Raw genomic sequence first — 24816 nt, 5'->3', positions numbered from 1 at the left:
AATGGTAAGTCTTCTGACCAGATTAGGCAATCTGGCTACTTCCAAGTGCCGCGAAAAATGGGTCTTCTTGAATGGATGACAACGAGGGCGGCCATGAACTGCAAGCTGATTTCCGTACCGGTCGAACAGGGACAGCCCGTTCCGGGGTGTGCGCTCGGTCCCGAGGCGCTGAAAGGCGCCGGGCTGGCCGCAGCGCTACGCGAGCTCGGCCATGAAGTCGTCGATCTGGGCGCCGTTCCAGCGCCGCAGCCGCGCGCCATGCCTGTCCATCGCAACCATTTGAGGTTCCTGTCGCAGGTCAGCGCCTGGATCGAGGCGACTGCGGAAATGGCCTATGCGGCAAGCGCCGACGGGTTCCCTATCTTCCTCGGCGGCGACCATAGCATCTCGGCAGGCTCGGTGTCGGGCCTTTCCCGCCGCGCCGCCGAGCAGGACCGGCCACTCTTCGTGCTGTGGATGGATGCCCATTCCGACTTCCACACGCTGGACAGCACCACCAGCGGTAACTTGCATGGCGTGCCGCTGGCCTATCTGTGCGGCCTGCCGGACTTCGAAGGCTATTTCCCGCCGCTGGCCGCTCCGCTGTCACAGGAGCGCGTTTGTATTCTCGGCCTGCGCAGCGTTGACAAGGCCGAGCGCGAGGCGCTGGCCACCTCGCCGGTGCGCGTCCACGACATGAGCGCCATCGATCGCAAGGGCATCGGCCCTTTGCTGGAAACCTTCCTCGATGAGGTGCGCGCGGCGAACGGGTTGCTGCATGTCTCCTTCGATGTCGATTTCCTTGATCCGCAGCTGGCTCCGGGCGTCGGCACACCGGTTCAGGGCGGCGTCACCTTCCGCGAGGCTCATCTGGCAATGGAGATGCTTTACGAAAGCGGGCTGGTCACGAGTCTGGACGTGGTCGAACTCAATCCCACGCTTGATGAACGTGGCCGCACGGCCGGTCTCGCCATAGAACTGGTGGGCAGCCTGCTCGGAAAGACGATAATAGGAAAGAAGAGGGCAGCCTGAATGGACAAGCAACTGAATGTCGTGCCGTTTGTGAGTGTCGACCGCATGATGCGGCTTGTGCATTCGGTGGGCATAGAGCGCTTCCTCACGGAGCTGGCCGGCTATATCGAGGAGGACTTCCGTCGCTGGCAGAGCTTCGACAAGACGCCGCGCATCGCGTCGCATAGTGTCGACGGTGTCATTGAGCTGATGCCGACCAGCGATGGTACGCTTTACGGTTTCAAATATGTCAACGGCCATCCGAAAAACACTCGCGAAGGTCTCCAGACCGTGACTGCCTTCGGCCTGCTATCCCATGTCTCGACCGGCTATCCCGTGCTGCTTTCTGAAATGACCATGCTGACCGCCCTGCGCACGGCCGCCATGTCGGCTGTTGCCGGCAAATATCTTGCGCCGAGGGGCGCAATGACCATGGCGGTCATCGGCAACGGCGCGCAGTCCGAGTTTCAGGCGCTCGCCTTCAAGGCGCTGCTCGGCGTCGACAGGCTGCGTCTCTACGATATTGATCCGGCAGCGTCGCGCAAATGCGCCGGCAACCTCGCCCGTCAGGGGTTCGCCTCGATCGAGATCTGCGATGCCGCGGCCGCGGCCGTCGAGGGAGCAGAGATCATCACCACCGCCACCGCCGACAAGCAATATGCCACGATCCTGACCGACAACATGGTCGGCTCCGGGGTGCACATCAATGCGGTGGGTGGCGATTGCCCCGGCAAGACCGAGATTCACCGCGATATCCTGCTGCGCTCCGATATCTTCGTGGAATTTCCTCCGCAGACGCGTGTCGAGGGCGAAATCCAGCAGCTGCCCGAGGACCATGCCGTAACCGAGCTGTGGGAGGTGATAGAAGGCCACGCCACCGGCCGGCGCGACGAGCGCCAGATCACCCTGTTCGATTCGGTCGGCTTCGCCATCGAGGATTTTTCGGCGCTGCGCTATGTCTATGATCTGACGGTCGGTGGTGATGCGCTCGAATTCCTCGATCTAATCGCCGACCCGGACGATCCGCGCGATTTGTTCGGCATGCTGATGCGCTCTCCAGCAGCGGCAGAAGCTGCGAGTTAATGCTTAAAGGGCCCGGCGCCCGGTACTTGCCTGAAAAGCGATGCCGGGCTGCTTCCTTTCAGGAGTTGGAGCGTTGTCAGCGTGGCTCTGCTGACCGTATCCAGAACCACCAATGGTTCATCTATTATATCATCAACAGGGTACGGACCCGTTCGCGGGGCAGGCACGAAGTCAGCTTGCGGCGATCGCTCCGACAGAGAGGATTTTTCCGTCGTCGTCGACAACGCAACTTGTCGATCGGCCATCGACGTTGAGGTCAACATGGTAGGTGCGAGCATCGAGCTTACGCGAACCGACCGGTAACACCCGGCTTTCGTCGACGCCTCCCGATTGGGCGACCGTGGTGGCGCATAGGAGTTGAAGATCGGCTGGAGCAGTCTCCACTTTGGTGCGCGACATTTGCTCGGGTGTTGGGTCTGGCGTGCTTTGGCATGCACTCAGCCCCAGGACAAACAGCACACTCGATAGAATTGCCGCCTGTCTACCAAACGCGGGGCAGCCCATCCGGTCCGGCCCATCGGTCTTCTTCCTCATTGAAGTTTTACTCCCTGTGGGGTCCCACCTCACACTCCCTTATAGAGTGCTGCGCCCTGCATGAGCACGATGACCTTGGCTCCGACCTGGACGCGGGAATGCAGGTCAATCACGTCATCATTGTTCATTCGAATGCAGCCGGAGGAAACATCAAGGCCCATCGTCCATGGCTCCGGCGTGCCATGGATGCGGTAGATCGTGTCCTGGTTGCCTTCATAGAGATAAAGTGCGCGTGCGCCGAGTGGATTGTCCGGCCCGCCCGGTTGGCCACCGGCCCATTTGGCGGCGTTTGGATCACGCGCGACCATTTCGGCCGGTGGAGTCCAGGTGGGCCACTCCGCTGTGCGGCCAACTCGGACAATGCCTGCCCAGCCGAAGCCATCGCGCCCAACGCCGATGCCGTAGCGAATCGCCTGTTGTCCCGGTTGCACGAGATAAAGGAAGTGCTGATTACCATCGATGATGATCGTGCCGGGCTGTTCGGCCGTGCGGAATCGTACGATTTGCCTGCGGAACGCCTCGGGAACCTGGCCGTGCTTCTTGTAGTAGCGGTAAGCCTCTGTCCTGCCGTAGTCGACCCAGGTCCGTGTTTGTGGGTCGTAGACCTGTGTGTTTGCAGAAGCTGGCGCTACCAACGCGATGGAAACGGCAAGGGCTAAAGAAGCAATTCGCTTGATCGACCCACAGCGGTGTACGGTCAAATTCATGGCTTGGCCCACTCCTTGATCCGCGCCGCGTTTTTTGAAACCCATTGCTTGGCGAAGTCGTAGGGATCCTGGCGTTCCACCTGAAGCGCATAACTCATCTCGGTCGCTTCTTCGGGTGTGAAGGTGACCCGGTCAAGGAATTCCACGACCTCGGGATGCTTGTCGCGAAGCGATGTCGCATAGGCGATGTGATAGCGGGCCGTGTCCCAGGCGCTTGCCGCGGTGGAACTCTGTTCCCATAGCGGATCTTCCGACGGCAGTAGAATGTTCCACTTTGCCGGATCGTAGGACGGCTCTGAAAGACGTACGATATCGTGCAGCTTGAAAACGGCGTGTGGCGCATAGCACGCAAAGACGAGCGGGCTGGCGGTTGCCGCGGCCGCATCCACTGCTGCCATGCCGACGTCCTCCTGCATATCGAGCAGCGTTACGGTCTTGCCGTAGCCATAGCTGTTTGCGCGGATGCGCTCGATAGCTGTCGAAGACCATGCTGGCGCGCCGATCCAGATTTCGCCGCGGCCATCATCATTGGTATCGAGAACAGCCGTTTTTTTCGGGTCGTTCAGGTCGGCAATATCGCTGATCCCGGCATCGGCGGCTGCGCGTGTCGCGCACATGCCTTGCCAAGCCTCGACGCCGACCGGGCTAAGTGCAACCGTCTTGGCATCCGTCACATATTTTTTCACGAGATTGTCGAGGTTCGGAAGCCAGACTTCTGGATGGATGTCCACCGTGCCTGCATCCAGCCCTGCGAAGGCGGTCAGCGTGCCCGCCTCGGCCACCTTCGCCTCGAGGCCAAATTCATTCTTCAAGGCCACTTTCAGAATATTGGCGCTGGCCCTACCTGAAAACCAGTTCGGCATAGCGATGACGAGTTCATTCGCTTGAGAAATGCTACAGGAAAACAGTAGCAAAGCCGTCGCAAGTTTTGCGCTCCATGACATGCCATGCCGACCTCCCATCAGACGCTCCTCTCCATCGATGCAGAAATGTTTAACAAGAAAAACAAGTCTGCTGCAAACCCGCAGCGCCAATTCAAGTCGTAGCCAATCCGCAACATGTGGATTTTAAGTCGAGGACGGCAGTATGTGGGTTCTCGCCGAAGTGCGACGATAAGGGCCTTGGCGACAGGCGGACCTCAGCCGGTGGTTCCCCGGATCACGAACTCGTAGTTGACATCGACCTGGGTACTTGCCGGTTCTTCGCCGGCGAGCCGGGTGAGAATCATGTCCGCGGCTATCGCCCCGATCTCTTCGCGGCGAACACGAATGGTCGTCAGTTGGGGGTTCATCTGGCTTGCGATCTCCTGATCGTTGAAGCCGCAGATCGACATTCGTCCGGGAATGGCGATGCCTCGGCGCTGGCATTCGAAAACTGCTCCCGCCGCCCACAGGTCGGAGGAACAGAATACCGCGTCCATGTCCGGCGAGCGCTCCAGAAGCCGCACGAAGGCGGCGGTCCCGTCGGCTATCGAGAATTCGGCCTCGTCGAGAAGCGACGGATCAAACGGCAGCGACGCCTTCTCCAGGCCCTGGCGATAGCCTTTCATGCGTTGGCGGTGCCGGTCGTTGTTTTGAGACGCATGGCCAATGAAGCCGATGCGGCGACGGCCCGTGCCCACGAAATGATCGATCACCGTGACGGCGGCAGCCGTATTGGAATAACCGACGCTCATGTCGATGGGGTCTTCCGGTAAGGTCCCCATCTCGACGACAGGGATGCTTGCGCGCGTTAGCAGCCGCCGCGTCTGCTCGGTGTGGTTTGCTCCCTGTATCACCAGCCCGGCCGGCCGATGCCCTAGCAGTGCGCGCACGATCGTCTCCTCATTGTCGGTCGAGCCGCCGGAATTGCCGAGCAGCACGCAATAGCCCCGCGCATTGAGTGTATCGGAAAGCCCCTGCACCGCGTCGGCGAAGACGCCATGATGGATGTATGGCACAATGGCGGCGACCAGTTGGGTGTGCGTGGCGGCGAGGCCGCCGGCGATGAGGTTGGGAACATATCCGACCTCGGTCATCGCCTTCTCAATGCGCAGGCGGGTTGCCTCGGCGACGACGTCCGGTTGGCGCAACATGCGGGACACCGTGATCATTGAAACACCCGCGGCCTGGGCCACGTCGGCCATGCTCGCTTGTTTGGCTGTCGCGCGGGGCTGGCGCCTTATCGTCGTGTCACCTGTCAAAATAGCGCTCCGAATGCATTGACATTAGTTTATGATAGACGCTAACACTGGAATGTTAGCGCTGATCATCGATGGTTGTTTTGAGCCATCAGGCTTCGCTCGTCAATGATTCTAGGGAGGGATCACCATGAAATTTCACCGTTCCGCAATGCCGGCGCTTGTTGGCCTGCTGACGATGCTCGCTTCGGGCCACGCCGTAGCCCAGTCAATCACGCTGCAGGCGGCCACGATCGCTCCACCAGACAACATCTGGTCCAAGGTAGGTGACCGGTACGCCGAGAAAGTCGCGGAGCGGACGGGTGGCGACGTGATCATCCAAATGTCCTACTCGGGCGTGCTCGGTAGCGCCGAGGAAACCATTGAGGCGCTGCAGTTCGGCACCACCAATATCGTCATTCAGGAAGTCGGCCACCTGGACAATTACGAGCCTCTCGCGGGTCTCGGTTCATATCCTTATCTCATTCGCGACTACGAGCACTTCAGGGTCGTCACCGAAAAGACGGATGTCGGCAAGGCCTTTCATGACGAATTGGAGGAAAGATCCGGCTTCAAACTGGTGGGCGCGGGTTTTCGCGGACCGCGCGAGATGGCGGTCAACAAACGCATCGAGAGCGTGGACGACCTGGCCGGGCTGAAACTGCGCGTGCCGAACCAGCAAATCTTCCGCGACACATGGACAGCGCTTGGCGCCAGCCCGACACCGATGCCCAGCCTCGAAGTCTACACGGCGATGCAGCAGGGCATTATCGACGGCGCCGAGAATCCGCTCGAGGCGCAGATACGCTCGAAATACTATGAGGCCGTGCCGTATGTGATCATGACCGGCCATGTGAACGCGTACTACACGTTCATTTTCGACTCCGCATACTTCCGGGGACTCCCCGAGGAGGTCCAGCAAATCCTCATTGAGGAAGGCGAGGCTGCCATGAAATGGGGCAGCGAGCAGATGCAGAAGCTCATCGTCACCTATGAGGACTATCTGACCGAACGGGGGGTCGAGATCATTCGCCCCGACGTGGAAGCGTTTCGTGCTCGGCTGGAGCCGATGAAGGCCAACTACCCTGCGGATTTCCAGGAATGGATCGACCGCTTCCAGAGAGCCGGTGAAGACTGAACCGCGTTTCGCCTCGTGATTTGACGCAACCAGCTTCCAGGAGCTGACGGCCGCCTTGTGGCGATTGCCCGTCGGCTTCCTTCACCAGGACCCAATCTCCATGAACAAGTTACTCGGAATTGTCGAGAGCGTGCTCGACAAGCTTCTGATCGCGCTTTTCCTGACCATGGTGGCGGCGATCGTCTGGCAGGTCATCGCACGTTACTTCTTCGCGTCCCCGACCATCTGGTCGGAAGAACTCGCGCGTTTCCTCGTCGTGTGGGTCACCATGCTCGGCAGCGCCTATGTGCTCGAACATGGCGGCCACGTCGCGGTGACGATCTTCGTCGACATCTTGCCTGAGTCCTGGCAGCGCTTCTTCGGCTGGCTGCGCGATGTCATCGTGATCGCCATGGCAGGCGGCCTTGCCTACTACGGCTACGGCTTCGCCGTATCTGGCGCGCGCCGCACCGCGACGGGCCTCGGCCTCCAGATGAGCTACGCCTACGCCGCCATACCCATCGGCGCCGCTCTGATCGCGTTCTTTCTCGTTGCCCGGCGCATCGCCGGACCAAAGGCTTGAGGCCATCATGCTCACGATTCTCGCCATTTCCTTCACGGCGCTGATGGTCATCGGCCTGCCGATCGGCTTTGCCATTATCGTATCGAGTTCCCTGGCCATCTTCTTCGGGGCCAGCATCAATCCGCTGATCATCCCTCAGCGCGTGTTCGCCGGGTTGGACAGTTTTTCGCTGCTTGCCATTCCGTTCTTTCTTTTCACCGGTGCGCTGATCAGCCTTGGCGGCCTGAGCGATCGCCTGGTGCGTTTTGCCAATGCCCTTGTCGGCAGGTTTCGAGGCGGATTGGCTCTTTCGAACGTCCTTGCCTCAGTCCTGTTTGGCGGAATCTCCGGTTCTGCCGTTGCCGATGCCAGCGCACTTGGGCGCACCTTCATCCCGGCGATGGTCCGTTCAGGTTATACGGCAGCATTCTCCGTCGGCGTAACAGCTGCCTCGGCCCCGCTGTCGCCGATGATCCCGCCGTCGATCGCCTGGATCCTCTACGGTTTCCTGACCGACACCTCGATCATGCGGTTATTCCTTGCCGCCATCGTTCCTTCTGCCATTTGGGCTTTGGCCCTTGTTGCCGTGGTGGTCTGGAAAGCCCTGCGCGATGACATGCCGATCCTGCCGCCGGCGCCGGCGAGGGAGGTTTTCTCCGCCGCGCGGGGGGCGGCATTCGCGCTGGTGCTGCCGATATTCATCCTCATCGGCATTCGCATGGGCGTCTTCACCGTTACTGAAGCTGCTGCAATTGCCGTCGTCTACGCACTCGGCGTCGGTATCATCTATCGCGAGATGACGCTTCAGACGTTTCTCCAGGCATTGCGCTCCACGATCCAGTCTACCGCCGTGGTCATGATCATCATCGGTGCGGCTTCACTGTTTGCATGGGTCCTGGCCTACACCCGGACGCCTGAAGCCATGGCCAACTGGATCCTTTCGATCGCCGACACGCCGATTGCGTTTCTGCTTCTCGTAAATCTGGTCCTGCTGATTCTCGGCACCTTCATGGAGGTGAACGCAGCCAAGATCATGGTGTTGCCGATACTGTTCCCAGTCTCGCAGCAGCTTGGCATCGACCCGGTTCATTTCGGTGTGATCGTTACGGCCAATCTTTGCCTCGGCCTTCTGACCCCGCCCGTGGGCATCGTTCTCGCCATTGCCTCCAAGATCGGAAACATCTCGCTGGAACGCGGCGCCGTGGCCACGTTCCCGTTCTTTCTGGCCGGTTGCGCGGTGGTGCTCATCCTGACGCTCTTCCCCCAGATTTCACTCTGGCTCCCGAACCTCGTTCTCGGCTCGCAATAAGGGCCGCCGCCGATTCATTTCGAAAGGAAATTCTCATGAAAACACTTGACGACGGTTCATACCTTGTCGACGCGGAACGTCTCGAAACACTAATAACGGCTATGCTCGAAAAGGCTGGCGTTTCGGCGGACGATGGCAGGATCGTTGCGGGGTCGCTGGTGTCGGCGGATGCGCGCGGAATGAACTCGCACGGCGTGCTCCGGTTGCCCGTCTATATCCGGCGCCTTCAGCAGGGTGGCTTCAAAGCCAACTCCAAGGGCACGGTGGTTGCGGAGACTGCCGCCACCACGTTGATCGACGGCGGTGAGGGACTTGGCTCCGTCCTGACCGCACACGCGATGGACATCGCCATTTCGAAGGCCCGGATGACGGGTATCGCGGCGGTGGGTATCCGTAACTCCAACCACAATGGCGAGAACGCCTACTACGTCAAACAGGCGATAGATCAGGATATGATCGGCATCGCGACGACGAACGGCTCGCCGATCATGCCGGTGTGGGGCGGCAAGACGATGCTGACCGGACCGCTTCCGATCGCCATCGGCGTCCCGACGGACAAGGAACTGCCAATCCTGCTCGATGCCGCGCTCGGCATGTCTTCGCGAGGCAAGATCCTCTATTATGCCGAGAAGGGCATGTCGTTGCCGGACGGCTGGCTGGTGGACGCCGAGGGCCGACCGACCAACGACCCGAACTGGGTCAAGAACGGCGGCTGGATTCTGCCGATCGGCGGGCACAAGGGGTGGGGCCTGATACTGGCTTGCGAAATCCTCTCCGGCCTGCTGACGGGCGGCAAGTTCGGCCAGGAACTCACCAATCTCTACGACGATCTCGACACGCCACAGCGCAACGGCCACTTCGTGATCGCCATCAACATCGCCTCGTTCGTCGACGTACCGTCCTTCAAGGCGCGGATGGATGAATACATCCGCATCATGAAGGCGTCCGAGCTTGCGCCTGGCACCGAGGAAATCCTGATGCCGGGCGAGATCGAGTTCCGCAAGGAAAAGAAGCAGCGCGCCGAAGGCATCGTGCTCGGCAAGTCCGTCGTCGACGAGGTTGTCGCGGTTGCAGGGCAGCTGGGTATCGCCGCATCAGCCGTGCTGGAGGGATGATCATGACGATCGAAAGGAACGACCCCTTCCTCGAGCGGCTCTCGGTGCTGGAGACCGGCCAGATCAGCGATGTGCTCGATGAGGCCGGCCTGGTCAACCATGCCTTGTCTTCCGACCTGTTCGCGCTGATTCCAGGGCAACGGTTCGCCGGGCGCGCCGCATGTCTCAAGGGTGAGCCGTTCGTGCAGGGCAGGACGCAGAAGGCGTCCGTGGCTGCCGATACGATGGAACGGATTACGCGTCCGGGGACGGTACTGGTGATCGAGGCGGGTGACTTTCAGGCCGGTGCGTTGCTCGGCGGCTTCGTCGCCTACAGCCTTCAGCAACGCGGCTGCACCGCCATCGTGACCGATGGCGCCATCCGCGACGCCGATGAAATCCGTGAGCTCGGCCTGCAGTGCGTGCAGCGCACGATCACGCCGGTGAACGGCGCGCGCCGCTGGCGCCAGACCGTGGCGGGCGAAACGGTGCGTCTGCCGGGTCAGACCTGCGCGCGCGTGGAGATCCGCGACGGCGACTATGTCGTGGGCGACGGTGACGGTGTCGTCGTCATACCCGCCGCGGTGGTCGGCCAGATCGTGGAGGACACCGAGGAACTTCTTCGCATCGAGAAGAAGATCGGGACCGAGTTGCGGGCAGGGGGGGCGAGGCACGACGTGTTCAAGGCGAACCCTCGCTTCGCCCATATACGCTCGGCAATCTAAGGTCAGAACGAAGTGCCCATGGGCAGCAACAGGATACTCACAGTGTCAAAGATCAAGATCGCGATGATGCCGGGCGACGGCATCGGTGTGGAAGTCATGGACAGCGCCCTGCACGTGCTCGCGGCGTTGGAAAAACGCTTCGGCTTCAAGCTGGAAATGGAATATCACGACGGCGGTGCCGATTTGTACCGTCGGACGGGCGTGGCGCTGAGCGATGAAAGTTTCGAGGCTGCGCGCAAGGCGGACGCGATTCTGTTCGGCGCAATGGGCCTGCCGGATGTCCGCTATCCCGACGGTACCGAGATCGCGCCGCATCTCGACATGCGCCGCGAGTTCCAACTTTACGCCGGCGTCCGGCCCGTACGCCGGTTGCCGCGCACACCGAGCGTGCTCGCCGATCCGCGTGCGGCCGACATAGATCTGGCCATCATCCGCGAGTCCACCGAAGGACTATTCTATTCCCGCGGCAAGGGCACCGTCGAGAACGACCAGATAGCCAGGGAAACGCTGGTCATTACTCGCGCGACGAGCGAAAAGCTGTTCGACTTCGCCTTCCGCCTTGCCGAGCGGCGGCAGGAAAGGCGCGGCAGGAGCGGGCGTGTCACATGCGTCGACAAGTCGAACGTCTTCGTGGCGATGGCTTTCTTTCGCAAGATATTCGACGAACGCGCTGCCGGCTTCCCGACTATGAAGGCGGATCACGCCTATATCGACGCGACCGCCCTCGATCTGCTGCGCAAGCCCTGGGAATTCGATGTCCTCGTCATGGAGAACATGTTCGGCGACATCATCTCCGATATAGGCGGCGGTCTCGTCGGCAGCATGGGGCTGGCTCCCTGCGCAGAGATCGGCGATGAGCACGGCCTGTTCCAGCCGAGCCACGGCAGCGCGCCGGATATTGCGGGAAGCGGCAAGGCTAATCCGACCGCGATGCTCCTCTCGACCTCGATGATGCTCGAATGGCTCGGAACGCGGCGCGACAACCAGGCGCTACAGGACGCCGCCGAGGCTCTCGATGCCGCGGTGGACCGCGCCTATGCGGCCCGGATCACGCCGTTCGAGTTCGGCGGCCGCGATGGCACGAAAGAGATCACGCGGGCAGTCATCGAGGAGTTGGGATGACCAGAGACGCTTCGTATTACACCATACTTGTCGAGTTCGATCTCAAGCCTGGTTGTCGCACCGCCTTCATGCCGCTGATGCTGGAAAATGCACGCAGCTCGCTTTCCGACGAGCCGGGTTGTCTGGTGTTCGACGTGTTGTCGCGCGCCGACGACGAGGAGCGCGTGGTGCTCTATGAGGTCTATCGCGACAAGTCCGCCTTCGACGCTCATCTAAGAGCACCGCATTTCCTGTCCTTCGATGCGGCCATTGGCGACTATGTCGCTGCCAAACGAGTGATCGAGTTGTCCATGGAAAGTCCGCCTTCGGCGGTAACCATGTAACTGTCTGCGGCGGCCGGTATGCTACCAGAACCTGCCGAGCGCCTTGCTCCATCCCGATCTTAAACTCACAGTCTGAAACCGATTCCAGCAAGGAGGACCGCGATGTCGGCCCAATTGACGAGCGAGCTCATATTGCCTGAGGACGCCGAACGGGCGTTGCTGCTGGGCAGAGTATGGTCGACACGGGCGGGCGGACCCTGTCCTGTGCTGCTGCATCGGGGACGCGTGCGTGATCTGTCGACGCTTGCGCCGACCCTTTCCCAGGTGCTGGAGCGACCTGAGCTGCATGCCGACATCGCCGATCCGCTGGGTTTTTCCGATCTCGGGGAACTGGACGCCTTTCTGTCGGGAGATGTCGGCGAATTGCTCGCGCCGACCGATCTGCAGGCGGTGAAGGCCGCGGGTGTCACCTTCGCCGGCAGCATGCTGGAACGGGTGATCGAGGAACAGGCCAAGGGTGATCCCGGCCGCGCCAGCGAGGTTCGCAAACGCCTTGCGCCCGTGCTCGGTGACAGTCTCAAGAACGTCCGGGCCGGCTCGCAGGAGGCCGCTGAGATCAAGAAGCTGCTGCAGGACATGGGCCTCTGGTCGCAATATCTGGAGGTTGGAATCGGCCCCGACGCGGAGATCTTCACGAAGGCCCAACCGCTGTCGAGCGTCGGATGTGGTGCCGCGATCGGCATTCACCCGAAATCCGAGTGGAACAATCCCGAGCCGGAGGTCGTATTGGCGGTGACGTCTCGCGGGGAGATCGTCGGAGCGACGCTGGGCAACGACGTCAACCTGCGGGATTTCGAAGGACGCTCCGCACTGTTGCTGTCCAAGGCGAAGGACAACAACGGGTCCTCAGCAATCGGTCCGTTCATTCGGCTCTTCGACGATCGTTTCACCCTGGACGACGTCAAGCAGGCGGAGGTTTCGCTTCTGGTCGAGGGCCAAGACGGCTTCCGCATGGAAGGTGTGAGCCAGATGCGGGCGATCAGCCGTACGCCCGAAGCGCTCGTGTCGCAACTGCTGAACCGGAATCACCAATATCCAGACGGCGTGGTTTTCTTCCTGGGCACGCTGTTTGCCCCCGTCCAGGACCGGCACGGCCCGGGCCTCGGCTTCACCCACGAGATTGGCGACCGGGTGGAGATTTCCTCGCCGCGGTTCGGCAGGCTAATCAACGTCGTCGACCGGTCGGATAACTGCCCCGAATGGGATTTCGGCCTCGGCGCACTGATGACCAACCTTGCGCAGCGTGGACTGCTGTGAGCCGCATCGGCAAAACACGAAGGAGACCAGCATGAACGCGGCAACAGCTTCGGGCGCGCGGATTGCCTTCCTTGGTACCGGCCTGATGGGCGCCCCCATGGTCAGGCGTCTTCTGAGCGGCGGATACGAGGTCACGGTCTGGAACCGGAACATCGCCAAGGCTCAGTCATTGGTCGCACACGGTGCCCGACTTGCGGCAACGCCCGAGGAAGCCGCGCTCGGAGTGACGATCGTCTTCACGATGCTGACCGATGCGGCCGCCGTCTCCGAGGTGCTGTTCGACAGCGGTCTCGCGGCGCGACTGGCAGCCGGTTCCATCGTCGTCGATTGCAGTTCCATCACGCCTGATGCCGCCCGCACCCATGCCGCCAATCTGGCGAGGAACGACGTCCGCCATGTCGATGCGCCGGTATCCGGCGGCGTCGTGGGCGCAGCGGAAGGCAATCTCGCCATCATGGCCGGCGGCGACGCCAAGGTCATCGAGAGTATCAAAGACGTCCTCGCATTGCTCGGCCGAGTCGTTCATGTCGGTCCGCACGGTGCCGGACAAGTCGCGAAACTCGCCAATCAGCAAATCGTAGCGATAACGATCGGTGCGGTAGCCGAGGCGATGGTGCTGGTCGAAGCCGCGGGCGCGTCGCGCGAAGCGTTTCGCGAAGCTATCCGCGGTGGCTTTGCGGAAAGCCGTATCCTGGAGCTGCACGGCAAGCGCATGGTCCAGCGTCGTTTCGAACCGGGTGGACCCTCCCGCCTGCAACTGAAGGATTTGAAGGCGGTGATGAACCTTGCGGAAACGCTCGGCCTTTCCTTGCCACTGACGCAGGACATCCACAGGCAATTCGATGCGTTCGTGGCCGGCGGTGGCGGCGACATGGATCACAGCGCTTTGCTGCTCCAGCTCGAACGATCCAACGAACAATCAACCGCAAACGGTGCGTGAACCGATGACCGACTTGAAAACCCGCTGATTGCGCTCCCAGGACTTGTTCGACAATCCCGACCATCTCAACATGACGGCCCTCTATCTCGAGCGCTTCATGAATTACGGTGTCACGCCGGAGGAACAGCGCTCGGGCAGGCCAGTGATCGGCATAGTCCAGAGCGGCAGTGATCTAACGCCTTGCAATCGGGTCCATGTCGAGCTCGTTCAGCGGGTACGTGACGGTGTCCACGACGCCGGAGGTATTCCGATCGTGTTTCCGACCCATCCCATCTTCGAACGGCGCTTGACTTAACCAGTGTGAGACACGGTTCGAGTGTCGCGCTCTCTCCCCGTGGCGACTGTTTGTGGGTGTCGAGGGTGTGTGCAACTCCGAAGATCATACTCGAATATATTCTTTAAGTTATTCACATCTAAAAAAGGAAAATATAATGTAAGATTTTGTAAGAATTCATGGGAATTGTTCGATGGACATGTAGGTAAGCTTCCATGCAAACTATCAATACTTCAGGCGGGGAGGATTTTGACGGAGGGAGCAGTGATCGACAACGCTCAGTTCGACTATGTCATCGTGGGTTCCGGCGCCGGTGGCGGGCCCCTGGCCGCCAATCTTGCAAAGGCTGGGTTCAAGGTGCTGCTGATGGAAGCGGGCGGCGATGAGGACAGCCTCAACTATTCGGTTCCAGGTTTCAATGGCCTCTCGACCGAGGATGAAACTTACCGATGGGACTATTACGTTCGCCATTACGCCGACCAGGCGCAGCAGGAACGTGACCCGAAATTCGTGCCGAGCCAAGATGGGGTTCTCTATCCACGTGCGAGCACTCTGGGCGGCTGCACTGCCCACAACGCCCTGATCACCGTATACCCTTCGAACAGTGACTGGGACCGCATTGCGGAGATTACCGGCGACGAATCCTGGAACGCGGCCTCGATGCGGAAATATTACGAGAAGCTGGAGCGCTGCGAGTATCTAAGTCCTGCTGAAGTTATTGCCACCGGGCATGGGAGCAGCGGGTGGCTCGTCACGGAAAAGTCCGATACCAGCGGAAGTCCGCAGGACTGGCAACTCCAGACAACCTTGCAATACGCCGTGGGAGTCGCGAACCAGGCTCACACCATGGGCCCCATCAATCCGCTGCTCGATCCCAATACGCGAAAGGTCGCGGAAGAAGGCCGGGAGGGATATCTGACAATTCCGCTCGCGACCGCCGATCATGCCCGCAACGGTCCACGCGAGTTTATCCGTCAGGTGGCTGCGCAATTTCCGGAGAACCTGACAATTTGGACCGGTGTATACGTCACCCGAATCCTGTTCGCGGATGGCGACGACAACGTAGCTGTAGGCGTAGAATATCTGGCGGGCCGGAATCTTTACAGGGCCGACCCCAGTTCCGGTGTCCGGTGCAAGGTGACCGAACCGACATCCGGGAAAGTGCACGTGACACGAGAGGTCATCCTTGCCTGCGGAACCTTCAACACTCCGCAGCTGCTGATGCTGTCGGGTATCGGGCCAAAGGAGCATCTTGCCGAGCATGGAATTTCGGCGCGCGTGAATCTGCCCGGCGTCGGGCGCAATCTGCAGGACCGCTATGAAGTGGGGGTCGTCTTCGAGATGGACTCCGACTGGACCGTGAACGCCGACGCTACCTTCGGCGATGATCCGGACTTCGACGCAGCGCTTGCACAGTGGCAGGCCACACGCACTGGCGTCTACACGTCAAGCGGAAGTGCGCTCGCCTTTCTCAAGCGGTCGAGCCCAGATCAGCCTGATCCAGATCTATTCGTTTTCGCCCTTGCCGCTCATTTCCAAGGCTATTTTCCGCGTTACTTCTCGCATTTCGAGCCCGTGCGGAACCGTTTCACCTGGGCTGTCCTCAAAGCACATACCCGCAATACGGCCGGCGAGGTCAAGCTGAAAAGCGCCGATCCATTCGATCGACCATACGTGAACTTCCATTATTTCGAGGAGGGGAACGACACCGACGGCCGCGATATCGCCGCAGTCGTGGAGGCGGTCGGCTTCGCGCGGAGCATGATGAATGGATCGCCGTATGTGACGCGGGAGGTGCTGCCCGGTCCAGATATTCAAGGGAATGAGGCGCTCACACAATGGGTCAGGGATCAGGCGTGGGGGCATCATTGTTCGTGCACTTGCAAGATCGGCGGGAGCGATGATCCCGAAGCGGTGCTCGACGGGGATTTCCGGGTGCGAGGCACCAGGAATCTTCGCGTTGTCGATGCGAGCGTGTTTCCGCACATACCTGGCACATTCATCGTTTTGCCCATCTACATGATCAGTGAGAAGGCGGCGACAGTGATCATTGCCGAAGCGCGCGGTGCTGTGGCGAGCAGTGAGGATCTTATGCCATCGACTGTCCCTGCTACCAATAGTTCGGCAAGGGGCGGCATACTCTGAGCGCCGCTCTTTCCAGACGCAGAGACCGCAGACCGTTTGTATTCCGGAGGGCCCCATGACCGCAGACAGGACCGCTTCCCGCCGCCCGAACATCTTGCTCATCACCTGCGACCAGTACCGCTTTCCGCGCTTTTCCTATGGTCCGGAAGGCGGCTTCACTCCAGATCTGAAGGAGATCCTCGGCTTTCAGGGCGAGGTGGATGACAGCAATCCCTATGCGCGGTTCTTTCCCGGTCTGCTCCGCTTGCGCAAGGATGCGGTTGTGTTGCGGAACCATACGATTGCCGCGAGTGCGTGCACCCCCAGCCGTGCGGCGATCTACACGGGTCAGTACGGTACGCGCACGGGTGTGACGCAAACCGGTGGGCTGTTCAAGAGCGGCGATTCCCCCGCTTTTCCCTGGCTTGAACCGGACGGTATCCCGACCCTTGGTTCCTGGATGCGTGAAGCGGGCTACTCGACGCATTATTTCGGCAAATGGCATGTGAGCAACCCGCCGGACCATTCGCTCGACCGTTATGGTTTTGACGATTGGGAGACATCGTACCCCGAACCGCACGGGCCTTTGCCGAACGACCTCGGGATGTACCGCGACGCGGGGTTTTCAGATCTGGCGTGCACCTTTATTCGCCGCAAGGCCTTGGGCCTCGACTATACTCGCCGTTATGCGCTGGATGTGGAACGCGATCCTGACGGTGCGCGACCCGATCCAGAGGATTCGAAGCCGTGGCTTGCCGTCGTGTCGTTCGCCAATCCCCACGATATAGCGACCTATCCGGGCGTTATCGCACAGGCATTGCCCGCGGGTGAAACATCGCAACCGGTGGAACTTCCGGATGGCGGGAGCCTTGAGCGGATGACGCAACCGATCTTCGGCCCCCTGTTCGTGCCGGGCTCGAAGGATGTAATGCCACCGCCCGCCGGCGGCACCGCGCGGATACCGCTCAATCCCTTGGGCTTTCCTCAAGACTGCGCGAATGCAGTTCCAACCCAGGACGAAACGTTGGCGGGCAAGCCTGGCTGCCAGCACGAATACGCCTATAAGATGGGGCTGGCACTCGCCGCGAAAACGGGATTGAGCGTCGCCAAGAGAGCCGAAGACGATCTGGAAGAGGTTGCGGCGCTTGCAGTGAAAACTGCCCTGCAAAGTTGCATCCCATTCCGCCTGTCCGACAATCCGGATCTGAACTGCCGGTTGTTCCTCCAGTTATACGGCTGGTTGCACGCCGTGGTGGACAAGCACATTGAAGCCGTACTGAAGACGCTTGAGGATTCTGGCCAGGCCGACAATACGGTCGTGATCTTCCTGGCCGATCACGGCGAGTATGCTGGCGCGCACGGCATGATGATGGAGAAATGGCATTCGGTCTATGCTGAGGCCCTGCATGTGCCGGTCGTGATCCGCGATCCCCGGCTTGCAGTTTCGAATGGCGTGTCAGAGCCAACGCAGGGTGCCGTTCTACGTCAGGTCGATGCTGTCACCAGCCATATCGACATTCTGCCAACAGTGCTCGGACTGGCAGGAGTTGATGAGATCGAGCGGACGGAGATCCACCGCCGGCTGGCAGAACGGCGCCCGGTGCCATCGCTGCCGGGGGTTAATCTGACCCCGCTCATCTATGGGAAATGGCCGGATGACACGGTGATCGAGCCCGATGGAAAAACACGCGAGGGAGTCCTGTTCATCACCGATGACGAGATCACTGCGCCTTTACCCGTAACGTTGGATTCCCATCAACGTCAGGCATTTGAACAATTTGGCGTTTATGAGCAGACAGTCGATGCCGTACGAGAGGGTAAATACGGCAAAGGGCCAGTGACGATGACACCCGGTGCTGTTAAGCAACCTAACCATATACGCTGCGTGCGTACGGCGCATTATAAGCTGGCCCGATATTTCGACCCCGCGGGGCAGGCTGCCCAGGAATGGGAGCTATACGATCTCCATCGCGATCCTAACGAGATGACGAATCTTGTCGAGGTTACAGCGACGCCTCCGACCGTACGTTCCGATGTCAGCGACCGGAAAGCCGTGCAGGCCGAGGCGGATCGGCTGGCCTCACTACTCGAGAGGCTGGAGCGTCAAAACCTTCTTTAGCAGATAGAAATCGTTGCGCTGTCACCTTGATGGCAGCCGGGTCGCTCGCCGCCAGGATGTCCAACGTCTGGCCATGGCGATGACACCCTCAGCAGCCGCATTCGACGGTGCTCTGCTTGACGCACTCGCCGTAAACGGTTGGCCCGTCACCATCGTGCGCGATCTGACGGTGCCGGCAGCTGGTGTGCCGGTGGTCGCACCGGTTCGTGGTGAGGGATAGTTTGGAGACTTGTTGGCGCCTCTCCTGAGGACGCCATCATCAGGCATTCTAGTTTGTTTAGGCAGCTTTCTTGCTGCCGCGCCTCTTGTGCTCGGGTTCGGCAGCAGTGTCATGGTCCTTCAAACTGTGATCCTGGGCGCCCTGCGCCGTGACGCTCAGCTATCCGAGCTCTGTTGAGTGCAATGGCGGCTTCCGAGGGTGTCCAGTCGTTACACCATTCAGCCGCTATTCCCGCCAGCAGCCCAGCAGGGTCTGTAAAGTTGGGCGAATAGCCACGGCTCACCATCTCTTTGATCAGCGCTTCCTGACGTCTCGCAAGGTAACCAAGCCGGGAGTAGAAGAACCGGACGTGGCCTACTCCTAGGCGATATTCATGTGGGTTGCGGTGATCATCTGGACGTTCCCCGCGAGCGATTGCAGCGCGTACAAGACGGAATATGCGCGGCAGTTCTCGGTATTCAGCGATAAGGTGCTGCGCTGTGAGTTCGGCTGGTGGGATGCAGTTAATTCGGGTCACGCGAGCAACTTCGTCAACATGGAAGGGATAGCTCAGCGCTCCTCTAGCATCGATTCTGTGACTTCTCTGCCGGTATGTTTCGGAATGATGAGCGATGAAAGATCGAAACCTTGGCTCCGGGCTTCGTCCAGATATTCCTGCGTCGTCGACTGTGGCAACTCTGGTGAACGGGAAAGAACCCAAAGGTTTTTTCGGTCCGGCGTCCCGACAAGGCTGACCTGATAATCGGGATCGATCTTCAGGACCCAGTAATCACCCTCAGTGAAGGGAATCCAGCGCAAGCCTTTTGGCAGGAAGCTAACCTTCAGCCGCGAGTTTGCCTCGTCGACGGGTGAGGCTTCGCCGAGAGCTTGCGTCGGCTGGCCCTCCGCATCGAAGCATCGGTTGTCGACGCGAACCTTGCCGTTATCCGCGAGCGAGTAAGTTGCGGTGATGTCGGTAGCAGTCTCGTCCTCGTATTTCAGCGGCAGGCGGCAAATCTCGTACCAGCGGCCTAGATAGCGATCGAGGTCGAGATGCGGAACAGCAATTACATCGTTCATTCGTGGGGTCTCCTTGATGCCACCAACGCGGCGGCTAGGTGCCGGTTCCGGAGGGTATCGCAATGTTGAAGCGCCTTTTCAGTGAAAGCGTAATGGTTCGCCGCCCGACCGCTCGACACGAACTGGAGGCATTGGCGTCAGAGTTTGAGCCGAGCATCCAGCGAGCCTTTCTCAAGGCGATTGCCGACATTGTGTCCGATGTTCAGCTTGGTCGCATCGTTGAGAGCCTGGAACGCGGAGACATCGACGGAGCACTGCCTGCGCTGAACGTCGATCCCGTCGCCTTCGTTCATTCGAAGAGGCGATCCGGCTGACATATGTCGGCGGCGGGATGCGTCAAGTACCACAGTTACGCCTAAGCAGGAGCGACTGCGAGTTTGACGCCAAAGAGCGTGCACAACGCCAAGCAGAGTGGAGAGCTTCGGGTCGCCCCCCAAGAGCCTCGTAGAACTGCCTCGACCCCTCGTGATCTTGCGAAGGGACAAAAGGCCTAAGCATGGGGTCACCTTAGAGTTGGCGCGAAAAGAGATCAAAATGTCCGATTTCAGGGGTAGAACAGGCAAGTCTCTACGTCCATTAAGAGGTCCTAGCCTACCCCTGCCCCTTGCTTCGCATTGGAGGGGTGGTTTCCTTCCAGACCGCTTTTGGCGACTAGATGTAAAATGCGGCCGTCTGGTCCAATCGCTACACACGATCGCGAGGTTTGCAGCGCTAGCTCACTGCAATTGCAGCATGAGGCCGATGGTGCGCGAGCACCAGCCATTCGGCGACTAGACAGAGAATTCTGCACTTATAAAGTCTATGAACGCTCGGACCTTTCTTGGAACGATCGGTGCGCGGGGATAGATGACCGAGACTGTGCTGGGCGCGGGCTTGTATTCTTCCATTACCGGTACCAGCCGACCGGCCTCGATGTCGGGTCCTGCGACGAAGCCCGCAAGAATGGCGATGCCTTGGCCGGCGAGAGCTGCATGATGCAATGCCGCGACGTTGTCCGAATTCAAGACAGGATCGACTGAGACGTCCACGGAACCGTTTGGTCCGCTGAATCGCCAACGCGCACCATGAACGAGGGTAGAGAAGTGCAGCATGCGGTGTGATTGTAATTCGTCCGGGTGGATAGGGCTTCCGTGGGCCTCGACATAAGACGGAGAGGCTACCAAGAAACGGTCGTTCTCTGCGATCTTCTTGATCCGATAATCGCCGCCGCTTTCGCTGGCGCCGATACGCACGGCGGCATCGAAGCGGTCGCTCACAAGATCGACGACATGATCACTGAAGTGCAGATCCAAGCGTAGATGCGGATAAGTGCGCATGAAGGCTGGTAGGCGCGGAGCGACCTGGGTCTGGCCGAATATATTCGGCAGGGCGAGGCGCAGCATGCCGGCCGGTTGCTCCGCGTAGCGCGATACGGCAGCGCGAGCGTCGTCGAGTCGGGAAAGGACGTCTATCGCGTGCTCGAAAAAAACCGTGCCTGCTTCGGTCAGCGTCACATTACGAGTGTCGCGGTTCAGCAAGCGCACCCCCACCTCAGTTTCGAGCGCCTTGATCCGGCGGCTGAGGACCGAGGGGTGGAGGGCAAGCGCGCGGGCAGCGGCTACATAACTTGTCTTGCGGACGACCATGACGAATTCCGCTAGGCTCTCGCTCGCCAGTGGCCTTTCCATACCAAGCCCTTATTGTTGCTGGTACAGCATCAGTTGATGGCACAATAGCCCATTAATTGTCAGGAGAAAGACGCCCATCTCCCCTTTCATCGATTGAAAGGAGAGTTGAATGTCTGATTTTGCAGGTCGCATAGCATTGGTCACGGGAGCCGGTTCCGGCATTGGTCGCGCAGCAGCGGTCGCATATGCCAGGGCTGGCGCTCGCGGAGTCGTTCTTGCCGGACGCCAAACGTGTGCGCTGGAAGAGACCGCCGAGCTTGTCGACGCCCACGGCGCTGTTTCACTGGTTGTCCCCACCGACGTCTCGGCCAATGTCGATGTTGAGAACTTATTGGCAACGACGCTCCACAAATTCGACGCCATCGACGCGTGCTTTAACAATGCGGGCACTCTCGGCAGCTTCCTGCCGGCCAGGGATATGACCGAAGCCGACTTCGATGCGACCATCTCCGTCAATCTGAAAGGGGTATGGCTATGCTGCAAGCATCAGATGATCGCCATGCGCTCGGGAAAAGGCGGATCGATCGTCAACACGTCCTCATGGCTGGCCCATGGCGCATTTCCTGGGTCGTCGGCTTACTCGGCATCAAAGTCGGCGCTTGACGGGATGATCCGTGCGCTCGCGCAGGAGGGGGCACCTGATGGAATCCGCGTCAACAACGTCAATCCCGGCATAATCGACACGCCAATGTTCCGGCTCGCCGCAGCCGACAACGACGCCACCCGCCCGTTCATTCATCACACGCCTGCCGGTCGTCTGGGGACGCCCGAGGACGTCGCGAATGTGGTCGTCTGGCTGTCTTCAGACGCCGCGAGGTTTGTGACGGGCCAAAACATCCTGATCGATGGCGGCTACACCATTCCAGGTCACAGAGCCTAGACGACCGATCAACCACAGAACGGAGAACCAAGCATGATCAAGATACTGACATCGCTCGCCTGCGCAATGCTGCTAACCGTGGGGGTTGCAAACGCCAATTCTTCGGCTGATCAACTGGCGCGTATCGCCTTGCCCGAAGGTGGCGTTTATCCGAACGGTATAACCCATGCCAATGACGGCACGCTGTATGTTGGCCAGATCACCCGAGGCGGCGTTTTGCGACGCTCACCAGGTGGCGAATGGTCGAGGCTACATGAGGGAGCCCCAGACATTTTTGCCGGCACATCGCTTCGGTTAGACAGAGAACGCAACGTACTTTGGGGTGCTTCGCCCGATTTCCTTCCGGAGGGAGAGCCTCGCATTCCGCGCATTTTTGCACTTGATGCGAATACGGGCGAGGTGCTTCAGACCACGCCGCTCACGATCGGCTTCACCAACGATATAGCGGTCGAACCCGAAGGCAGCATTCTAATTACCGAAAGCAACGGCGGGCGGTTGCTGCGTCTGGTTCGCGGCAGCACGGATTTCGAAACTGTGTTGCAGGATGACCGGTTAACCGATGAAACCGGTATCGGCGCAGGCGGCATAGCAAGGGCCGAGAATGGAACGGTTGCAATCGGCAATTTCAGCTCTGGCCAGCTCTACCTGTACGAGAATGGCAACCTGCGGCAACTAGAACTCGCAAGAAGGATCGAGAATCCGGACGGCATGCGGTTTGCGCCGGACGGGTCCTTAATCCTGCTCGAAAGCGCCGTGCAATCGGGTAACGGCCGGGTGCTGCGGATTGCCGATCCACTTGCGGCCGGTCAACGTAATATCGAAGTAATCGCAGAGGGTCTGAGGAGCCCCGTCAACCTTACGGTTACTGATGATGGAACCGCCTATGTCACCGAGTCGCACATCAGACATCGGATGGTCGACGGCCTAGGAGATCAGCGTCCGGGTTCCTTCCACATAGTTGTGGTCCCACTGAGCTAAGACGGCGGCTCGCGGCGGCAACCAATGTCGCTGCGAGCCTGCACCACGCTCAGGACGTTCACGCGCGTTGGTTTAGCGTCGCTATCAGTTGCAAGCCTGATACGCCTGCAGGCGCCGATACCGAATGGTGGCGGCGGCCTCGACCGGCAATGGGTCTGCCCTGCTACCACGAACATATCGTTCATACTCTTCCGGCATTCAGGCGCAATGCACAAGATTGATGATCAAGAGGGGCCTGTCTCGCTTCGACGTTTGGTTGGTCATCCAGGGTTTCTCCGGCTCTGGGTTGCCGACGGCCTTTCGAACTTTGGCACCTCTATTTTCACGTTATCCCTGCAATTGCTGTTGATCGAAACCATGTCCGCCGATCCGCTTGAGGTCGGCTGGGTAAGGGCAGCGCAATGGCTGCCATCCCTGCTCTTTGGGCTCCTGGCAGGCGTTGTCGTTGACCGCTTGCGCCGACGGTCCTTGCTGATCGCTACGGATGTCGCTAGCAGCTGTCTTCTCTCCACTATTGCGGTACTGGCATTGTTGGGACTGCTCACCCCGACCTTGCTGGCCCTCCTCGTCTTCCTTCTCGGCACGGCTGCGGTACTGCAAGGGGGCGCCCACCAGTCATATACGGCGGACCTTCTTCCACGGCACCTGCTCGCTGCTGGCAATGTCAAGCTGAGCCAGACATATACTCTCGCACAGACATTAGGGCCTTTGCTGGGTGGAATTCTCGTTCGTCTCGCCGGTGCTCCGTTTGCAATGCTCGCCAACGCCGCGACTTATGGCACTTCGGCGCTGCTGCTCTTGCGTGTACCCAATTCTGCCGGCGAGCGCTCAACCGAGCGGACGTCGATCCTCGCGGACCTGCGGGAGGGCATCGCCTGGGTGTACAGGCACCGGGTCCTCGCACCTTATGCGTTTTGCCTCCACGTCTGGTTTATTGGAAACAGCGTGGCCGGAACGGTATATATTTTTTACGCATCAAGCCTGGGTTTGGACGCCGCCGCGATTGGATTGACCTTGGCATGTGCTGGCATGGCAGGACTTGTCGGCGCGGCTCTCGCTGAGAGAATAGCGCGCGCCATTGGGATGGGTGTTGCTATCCTGTCCGCAGATTTCATTACCGGGCTCGCTTGGTTCGCTGCGGCTATTGCGCCCAGCGATATCGGAGTGGTTGGGCTTTGCGTCGTCCAGCTTTTCTACGGATTCGGATTGGGGATGCGAGGTCCGTTGGAGATGAGCCTGCGGAATGCCCTGACGCCCTCGCGCTTGCGCGGACGCATGAACACCACGATAAGGTCGATAAACTGGGGTCTCATCGCTGTAGCCGCACCATTTGGGGGGTGGATCGCTCTGGAGCTTGGCAACAATGCGGCTCTCGCTCTCGCTGGCACGATCATGCTAGCGAGTGGTCTGGCGCTGCTCCTATCGCCCTTTCGGTTGGCGTCCATAGACACAACACGGTAGACGCAAGAAACGTCTGCTTTCGGGTGCACATCCTGTTGGTCCCAAGGTCTGATTTGCGGTCGCTAGCAGACGGGCGGTTTCTGGTCATGAAGGCGCCGGCGCAACAGGTATGA

24 protein-coding genes and 1 pseudogene are annotated in these 24816 nt (G+C 60.0%); 18 read left to right on the top strand and 7 right to left on the bottom strand.

What is annotated here, in order from left to right:
• Positions 1–93 precede the first annotated feature (93 nt).
• Both rocF and XW59_RS25550 read left to right on the top strand, forming a co-directional pair.
• Positions 94–1011: an arginase gene (gene rocF / locus XW59_RS25555; protein ID WP_047148799.1), complete on the top strand. Its 918-nt coding sequence runs from the start codon at positions 94–96 to the stop codon at positions 1009–1011.
• Positions 1012–2073 (top strand): ornithine cyclodeaminase, encoded by a 1062-nt coding sequence (locus XW59_RS25550; protein ID WP_047148714.1) that lies wholly within the window; start codon positions 1012–1014, stop codon positions 2071–2073.
• A 171-nt stretch (positions 2074–2244) separates the two neighbouring features.
• On the opposite strand, the gene XW59_RS25545 is transcribed toward XW59_RS25550, so the two are convergent.
• The 4 genes from XW59_RS25545 to XW59_RS25530 form a co-directional block, all read right to left on the bottom strand.
• Positions 2245–2607, bottom strand: a complete 363-nt coding sequence (locus XW59_RS25545) for a hypothetical protein (protein ID WP_246666218.1) — start codon at positions 2605–2607, stop codon at positions 2245–2247.
• Positions 2608–2636: 29 nt separating this feature from the next.
• Positions 2637–3314: a L,D-transpeptidase gene (locus XW59_RS25540; protein ID WP_082137854.1), complete on the bottom strand. Its 678-nt coding sequence runs from the start codon at positions 3312–3314 to the stop codon at positions 2637–2639.
• Positions 3311–4258 carry a glycine betaine ABC transporter substrate-binding protein gene (locus XW59_RS25535; protein WP_136068516.1) on the bottom strand — a complete coding sequence of 316 codons (948 nt, stop codon included), beginning with the start codon at positions 4256–4258 and terminating at the stop codon, positions 3311–3313. The genes XW59_RS25540 and XW59_RS25535 overlap by 4 nt, the downstream gene beginning before the upstream one ends.
• Before the next feature lie 194 nt (positions 4259–4452).
• Positions 4453–5439: a LacI family DNA-binding transcriptional regulator gene (locus XW59_RS25530; protein ID WP_082137835.1), complete on the bottom strand. Its 987-nt coding sequence runs from the start codon at positions 5437–5439 to the stop codon at positions 4453–4455.
• A 205-nt stretch (positions 5440–5644) separates the two neighbouring features.
• Between XW59_RS25530 and XW59_RS25525 the strand changes: the two genes are divergently transcribed.
• The 12 genes and pseudogenes from XW59_RS25525 (at position 5645) to XW59_RS25470 (ending at position 18438) form a co-directional block, all read left to right on the top strand.
• The gene (locus XW59_RS25525) at positions 5645–6610 is read left to right on the top strand and encodes a TRAP transporter substrate-binding protein (protein WP_052958535.1); all 966 of its coding nucleotides are present in this window, start codon (positions 5645–5647) and stop codon (positions 6608–6610) included.
• A gap of 100 nt (positions 6611–6710) precedes the next feature.
• Complete coding sequence (locus XW59_RS25520; protein WP_052958534.1) at positions 6711–7172, top strand: TRAP transporter small permease; 462 nt, start codon at positions 6711–6713, stop codon at positions 7170–7172.
• 7 nt (positions 7173–7179) lie between these two features.
• A complete protein-coding gene (locus XW59_RS25515) occupies positions 7180–8460 on the top strand; it encodes a TRAP transporter large permease (protein WP_052958552.1) in 1281 nt (426 codons plus the stop codon).
• 35 nt (positions 8461–8495) lie between these two features.
• Positions 8496–9575 carry an Ldh family oxidoreductase gene (locus tag XW59_RS25510; protein ID WP_047148710.1) on the top strand — a complete coding sequence of 360 codons (1080 nt, stop codon included), beginning with the start codon at positions 8496–8498 and terminating at the stop codon, positions 9573–9575.
• 2 nt (positions 9576–9577) lie between these two features.
• Positions 9578–10279: an RraA family protein gene (locus XW59_RS25505; RefSeq protein ID WP_047148794.1), complete on the top strand. Its 702-nt coding sequence runs from the start codon at positions 9578–9580 to the stop codon at positions 10277–10279.
• 42 nt (positions 10280–10321) lie between these two features.
• Entirely contained in the window at positions 10322–11401 is a 1080-nt protein-coding gene (locus XW59_RS25500; protein WP_348639334.1) for an isocitrate/isopropylmalate dehydrogenase family protein, read from the top strand.
• Positions 11398–11724, top strand: coding sequence for a putative quinol monooxygenase (locus XW59_RS25495; RefSeq protein ID WP_047148709.1), 327 nt, complete (start codon positions 11398–11400; stop codon positions 11722–11724). The genes XW59_RS25500 and XW59_RS25495 overlap by 4 nt, the downstream gene beginning before the upstream one ends.
• Before the next feature lie 102 nt (positions 11725–11826).
• Positions 11827–12981: a fumarylacetoacetate hydrolase family protein gene (locus XW59_RS25490; RefSeq protein ID WP_047148708.1), complete on the top strand. Its 1155-nt coding sequence runs from the start codon at positions 11827–11829 to the stop codon at positions 12979–12981.
• Positions 12982–13012: 31 nt separating this feature from the next.
• Entirely contained in the window at positions 13013–13921 is a 909-nt protein-coding gene (locus tag XW59_RS25485) for an NAD(P)-dependent oxidoreductase (RefSeq protein WP_047148792.1), read from the top strand.
• Positions 13922–13991: 70 nt separating this feature from the next.
• Positions 13992–14213: pseudogene (locus tag XW59_RS25480) on the top strand (dihydroxy-acid dehydratase); the annotation flags it as partial.
• Between the two features lie 246 nt (positions 14214–14459).
• Positions 14460–16340 (top strand): GMC family oxidoreductase, encoded by a 1881-nt coding sequence (locus tag XW59_RS25475; protein ID WP_052958533.1) that lies wholly within the window; start codon positions 14460–14462, stop codon positions 16338–16340.
• A 55-nt stretch (positions 16341–16395) separates the two neighbouring features.
• Positions 16396–18438, top strand: a complete 2043-nt coding sequence (locus XW59_RS25470; RefSeq protein ID WP_047148706.1) for a sulfatase-like hydrolase/transferase — start codon at positions 16396–16398, stop codon at positions 18436–18438.
• A 329-nt stretch (positions 18439–18767) separates the two neighbouring features.
• Here XW59_RS25470 and XW59_RS25465 read toward each other — a convergent pair whose 3' ends face one another.
• Together XW59_RS25465 and XW59_RS25460 are read right to left on the bottom strand one after the other, a co-directional pair.
• Positions 18768–19175 (bottom strand): pyrimidine dimer DNA glycosylase/endonuclease V, encoded by a 408-nt coding sequence (locus tag XW59_RS25465; protein ID WP_047148705.1) that lies wholly within the window; start codon positions 19173–19175, stop codon positions 18768–18770.
• A gap of 32 nt (positions 19176–19207) precedes the next feature.
• Positions 19208–19717: a lipocalin family protein gene (locus XW59_RS25460; protein ID WP_047148704.1), complete on the bottom strand. Its 510-nt coding sequence runs from the start codon at positions 19715–19717 to the stop codon at positions 19208–19210.
• 62 nt (positions 19718–19779) lie between these two features.
• On the opposite strand from XW59_RS25460, the gene XW59_RS25455 reads away from it, so the two are divergent.
• Positions 19780–20031 (top strand): hypothetical protein, encoded by a 252-nt coding sequence (locus XW59_RS25455; RefSeq protein WP_136068514.1) that lies wholly within the window; start codon positions 19780–19782, stop codon positions 20029–20031.
• A gap of 456 nt (positions 20032–20487) precedes the next feature.
• On the opposite strand, the gene XW59_RS25450 is transcribed toward XW59_RS25455, so the two are convergent.
• Positions 20488–21384, bottom strand: a complete 897-nt coding sequence (locus XW59_RS25450; RefSeq protein WP_047148703.1) for a LysR family transcriptional regulator — start codon at positions 21382–21384, stop codon at positions 20488–20490.
• Between the two features lie 109 nt (positions 21385–21493).
• Here XW59_RS25450 and XW59_RS25445 point away from each other — a divergent pair, with 109 nt between their 5' ends.
• From XW59_RS25445 to XW59_RS25435, 3 genes are read left to right on the top strand one after another with little or no spacing between them, the layout of a single operon-like run.
• The gene (locus XW59_RS25445) at positions 21494–22264 is read left to right on the top strand and encodes a glucose 1-dehydrogenase (RefSeq protein ID WP_047148702.1); all 771 of its coding nucleotides are present in this window, start codon (positions 21494–21496) and stop codon (positions 22262–22264) included.
• Between the two features lie 33 nt (positions 22265–22297).
• Complete coding sequence (locus tag XW59_RS25440; protein ID WP_136068512.1) at positions 22298–23242, top strand: hypothetical protein; 945 nt, start codon at positions 22298–22300, stop codon at positions 23240–23242.
• A 24-nt stretch (positions 23243–23266) separates the two neighbouring features.
• Complete coding sequence (locus tag XW59_RS25435) at positions 23267–24703, top strand: MFS transporter (protein ID WP_082137834.1); 1437 nt, start codon at positions 23267–23269, stop codon at positions 24701–24703.
• Positions 24704–24816 lie beyond the last annotated feature (113 nt).

This window comes from Aquamicrobium sp. LC103, assembly GCF_001014615.2.
Taxonomy (GTDB): Bacteria; Pseudomonadota; Alphaproteobacteria; order Rhizobiales; family Rhizobiaceae; genus LBCQ02.
Note: the sequence above shows the minus strand (reverse complement) of the source record. Positions and strands in the feature narration are given on the sequence as shown.

Coding starts and splice junctions, on each gene's coding strand:
- XW59_RS25435 (WP_082137834.1), top strand. CDS start 23,267: ATGTCGCTGCGAGCCTGCACCACGCTCAGGACGTTCACGCGCGTTGGT.
- XW59_RS25460 (WP_047148704.1), bottom strand. CDS start 19,717: ATGAACGATGTAATTGCTGTTCCGCATCTCGACCTCGATCGCTATCTA.
- XW59_RS25495 (WP_047148709.1), top strand. CDS start 11,398: ATGACCAGAGACGCTTCGTATTACACCATACTTGTCGAGTTCGATCTC.
- XW59_RS25510 (WP_047148710.1), top strand. CDS start 8,496: ATGAAAACACTTGACGACGGTTCATACCTTGTCGACGCGGAACGTCTC.
- rocF (WP_047148799.1), top strand. CDS start 94: ATGAACTGCAAGCTGATTTCCGTACCGGTCGAACAGGGACAGCCCGTT.
- XW59_RS25450 (WP_047148703.1), bottom strand. CDS start 21,384: ATGGAAAGGCCACTGGCGAGCGAGAGCCTAGCGGAATTCGTCATGGTC.
- XW59_RS25520 (WP_052958534.1), top strand. CDS start 6,711: ATGAACAAGTTACTCGGAATTGTCGAGAGCGTGCTCGACAAGCTTCTG.
- XW59_RS25535 (WP_136068516.1), bottom strand. CDS start 4,258: ATGTCATGGAGCGCAAAACTTGCGACGGCTTTGCTACTGTTTTCCTGT.
- XW59_RS25545 (WP_246666218.1), bottom strand. CDS start 2,607: ATGAGGAAGAAGACCGATGGGCCGGACCGGATGGGCTGCCCCGCGTTT.
- XW59_RS25550 (WP_047148714.1), top strand. CDS start 1,012: ATGGACAAGCAACTGAATGTCGTGCCGTTTGTGAGTGTCGACCGCATG.
- XW59_RS25470 (WP_047148706.1), top strand. CDS start 16,396: ATGACCGCAGACAGGACCGCTTCCCGCCGCCCGAACATCTTGCTCATC.
- XW59_RS25455 (WP_136068514.1), top strand. CDS start 19,780: ATGTTGAAGCGCCTTTTCAGTGAAAGCGTAATGGTTCGCCGCCCGACC.
- XW59_RS25445 (WP_047148702.1), top strand. CDS start 21,494: ATGTCTGATTTTGCAGGTCGCATAGCATTGGTCACGGGAGCCGGTTCC.
- XW59_RS25505 (WP_047148794.1), top strand. CDS start 9,578: ATGACGATCGAAAGGAACGACCCCTTCCTCGAGCGGCTCTCGGTGCTG.
- XW59_RS25515 (WP_052958552.1), top strand. CDS start 7,180: ATGCTCACGATTCTCGCCATTTCCTTCACGGCGCTGATGGTCATCGGC.
- XW59_RS25490 (WP_047148708.1), top strand. CDS start 11,827: ATGTCGGCCCAATTGACGAGCGAGCTCATATTGCCTGAGGACGCCGAA.
- XW59_RS25485 (WP_047148792.1), top strand. CDS start 13,013: ATGAACGCGGCAACAGCTTCGGGCGCGCGGATTGCCTTCCTTGGTACC.
- XW59_RS25440 (WP_136068512.1), top strand. CDS start 22,298: ATGATCAAGATACTGACATCGCTCGCCTGCGCAATGCTGCTAACCGTG.
- XW59_RS25540 (WP_082137854.1), bottom strand. CDS start 3,314: ATGAATTTGACCGTACACCGCTGTGGGTCGATCAAGCGAATTGCTTCT.
- XW59_RS25530 (WP_082137835.1), bottom strand. CDS start 5,439: ATGGCCGACGTGGCCCAGGCCGCGGGTGTTTCAATGATCACGGTGTCC.
- XW59_RS25525 (WP_052958535.1), top strand. CDS start 5,645: ATGCCGGCGCTTGTTGGCCTGCTGACGATGCTCGCTTCGGGCCACGCC.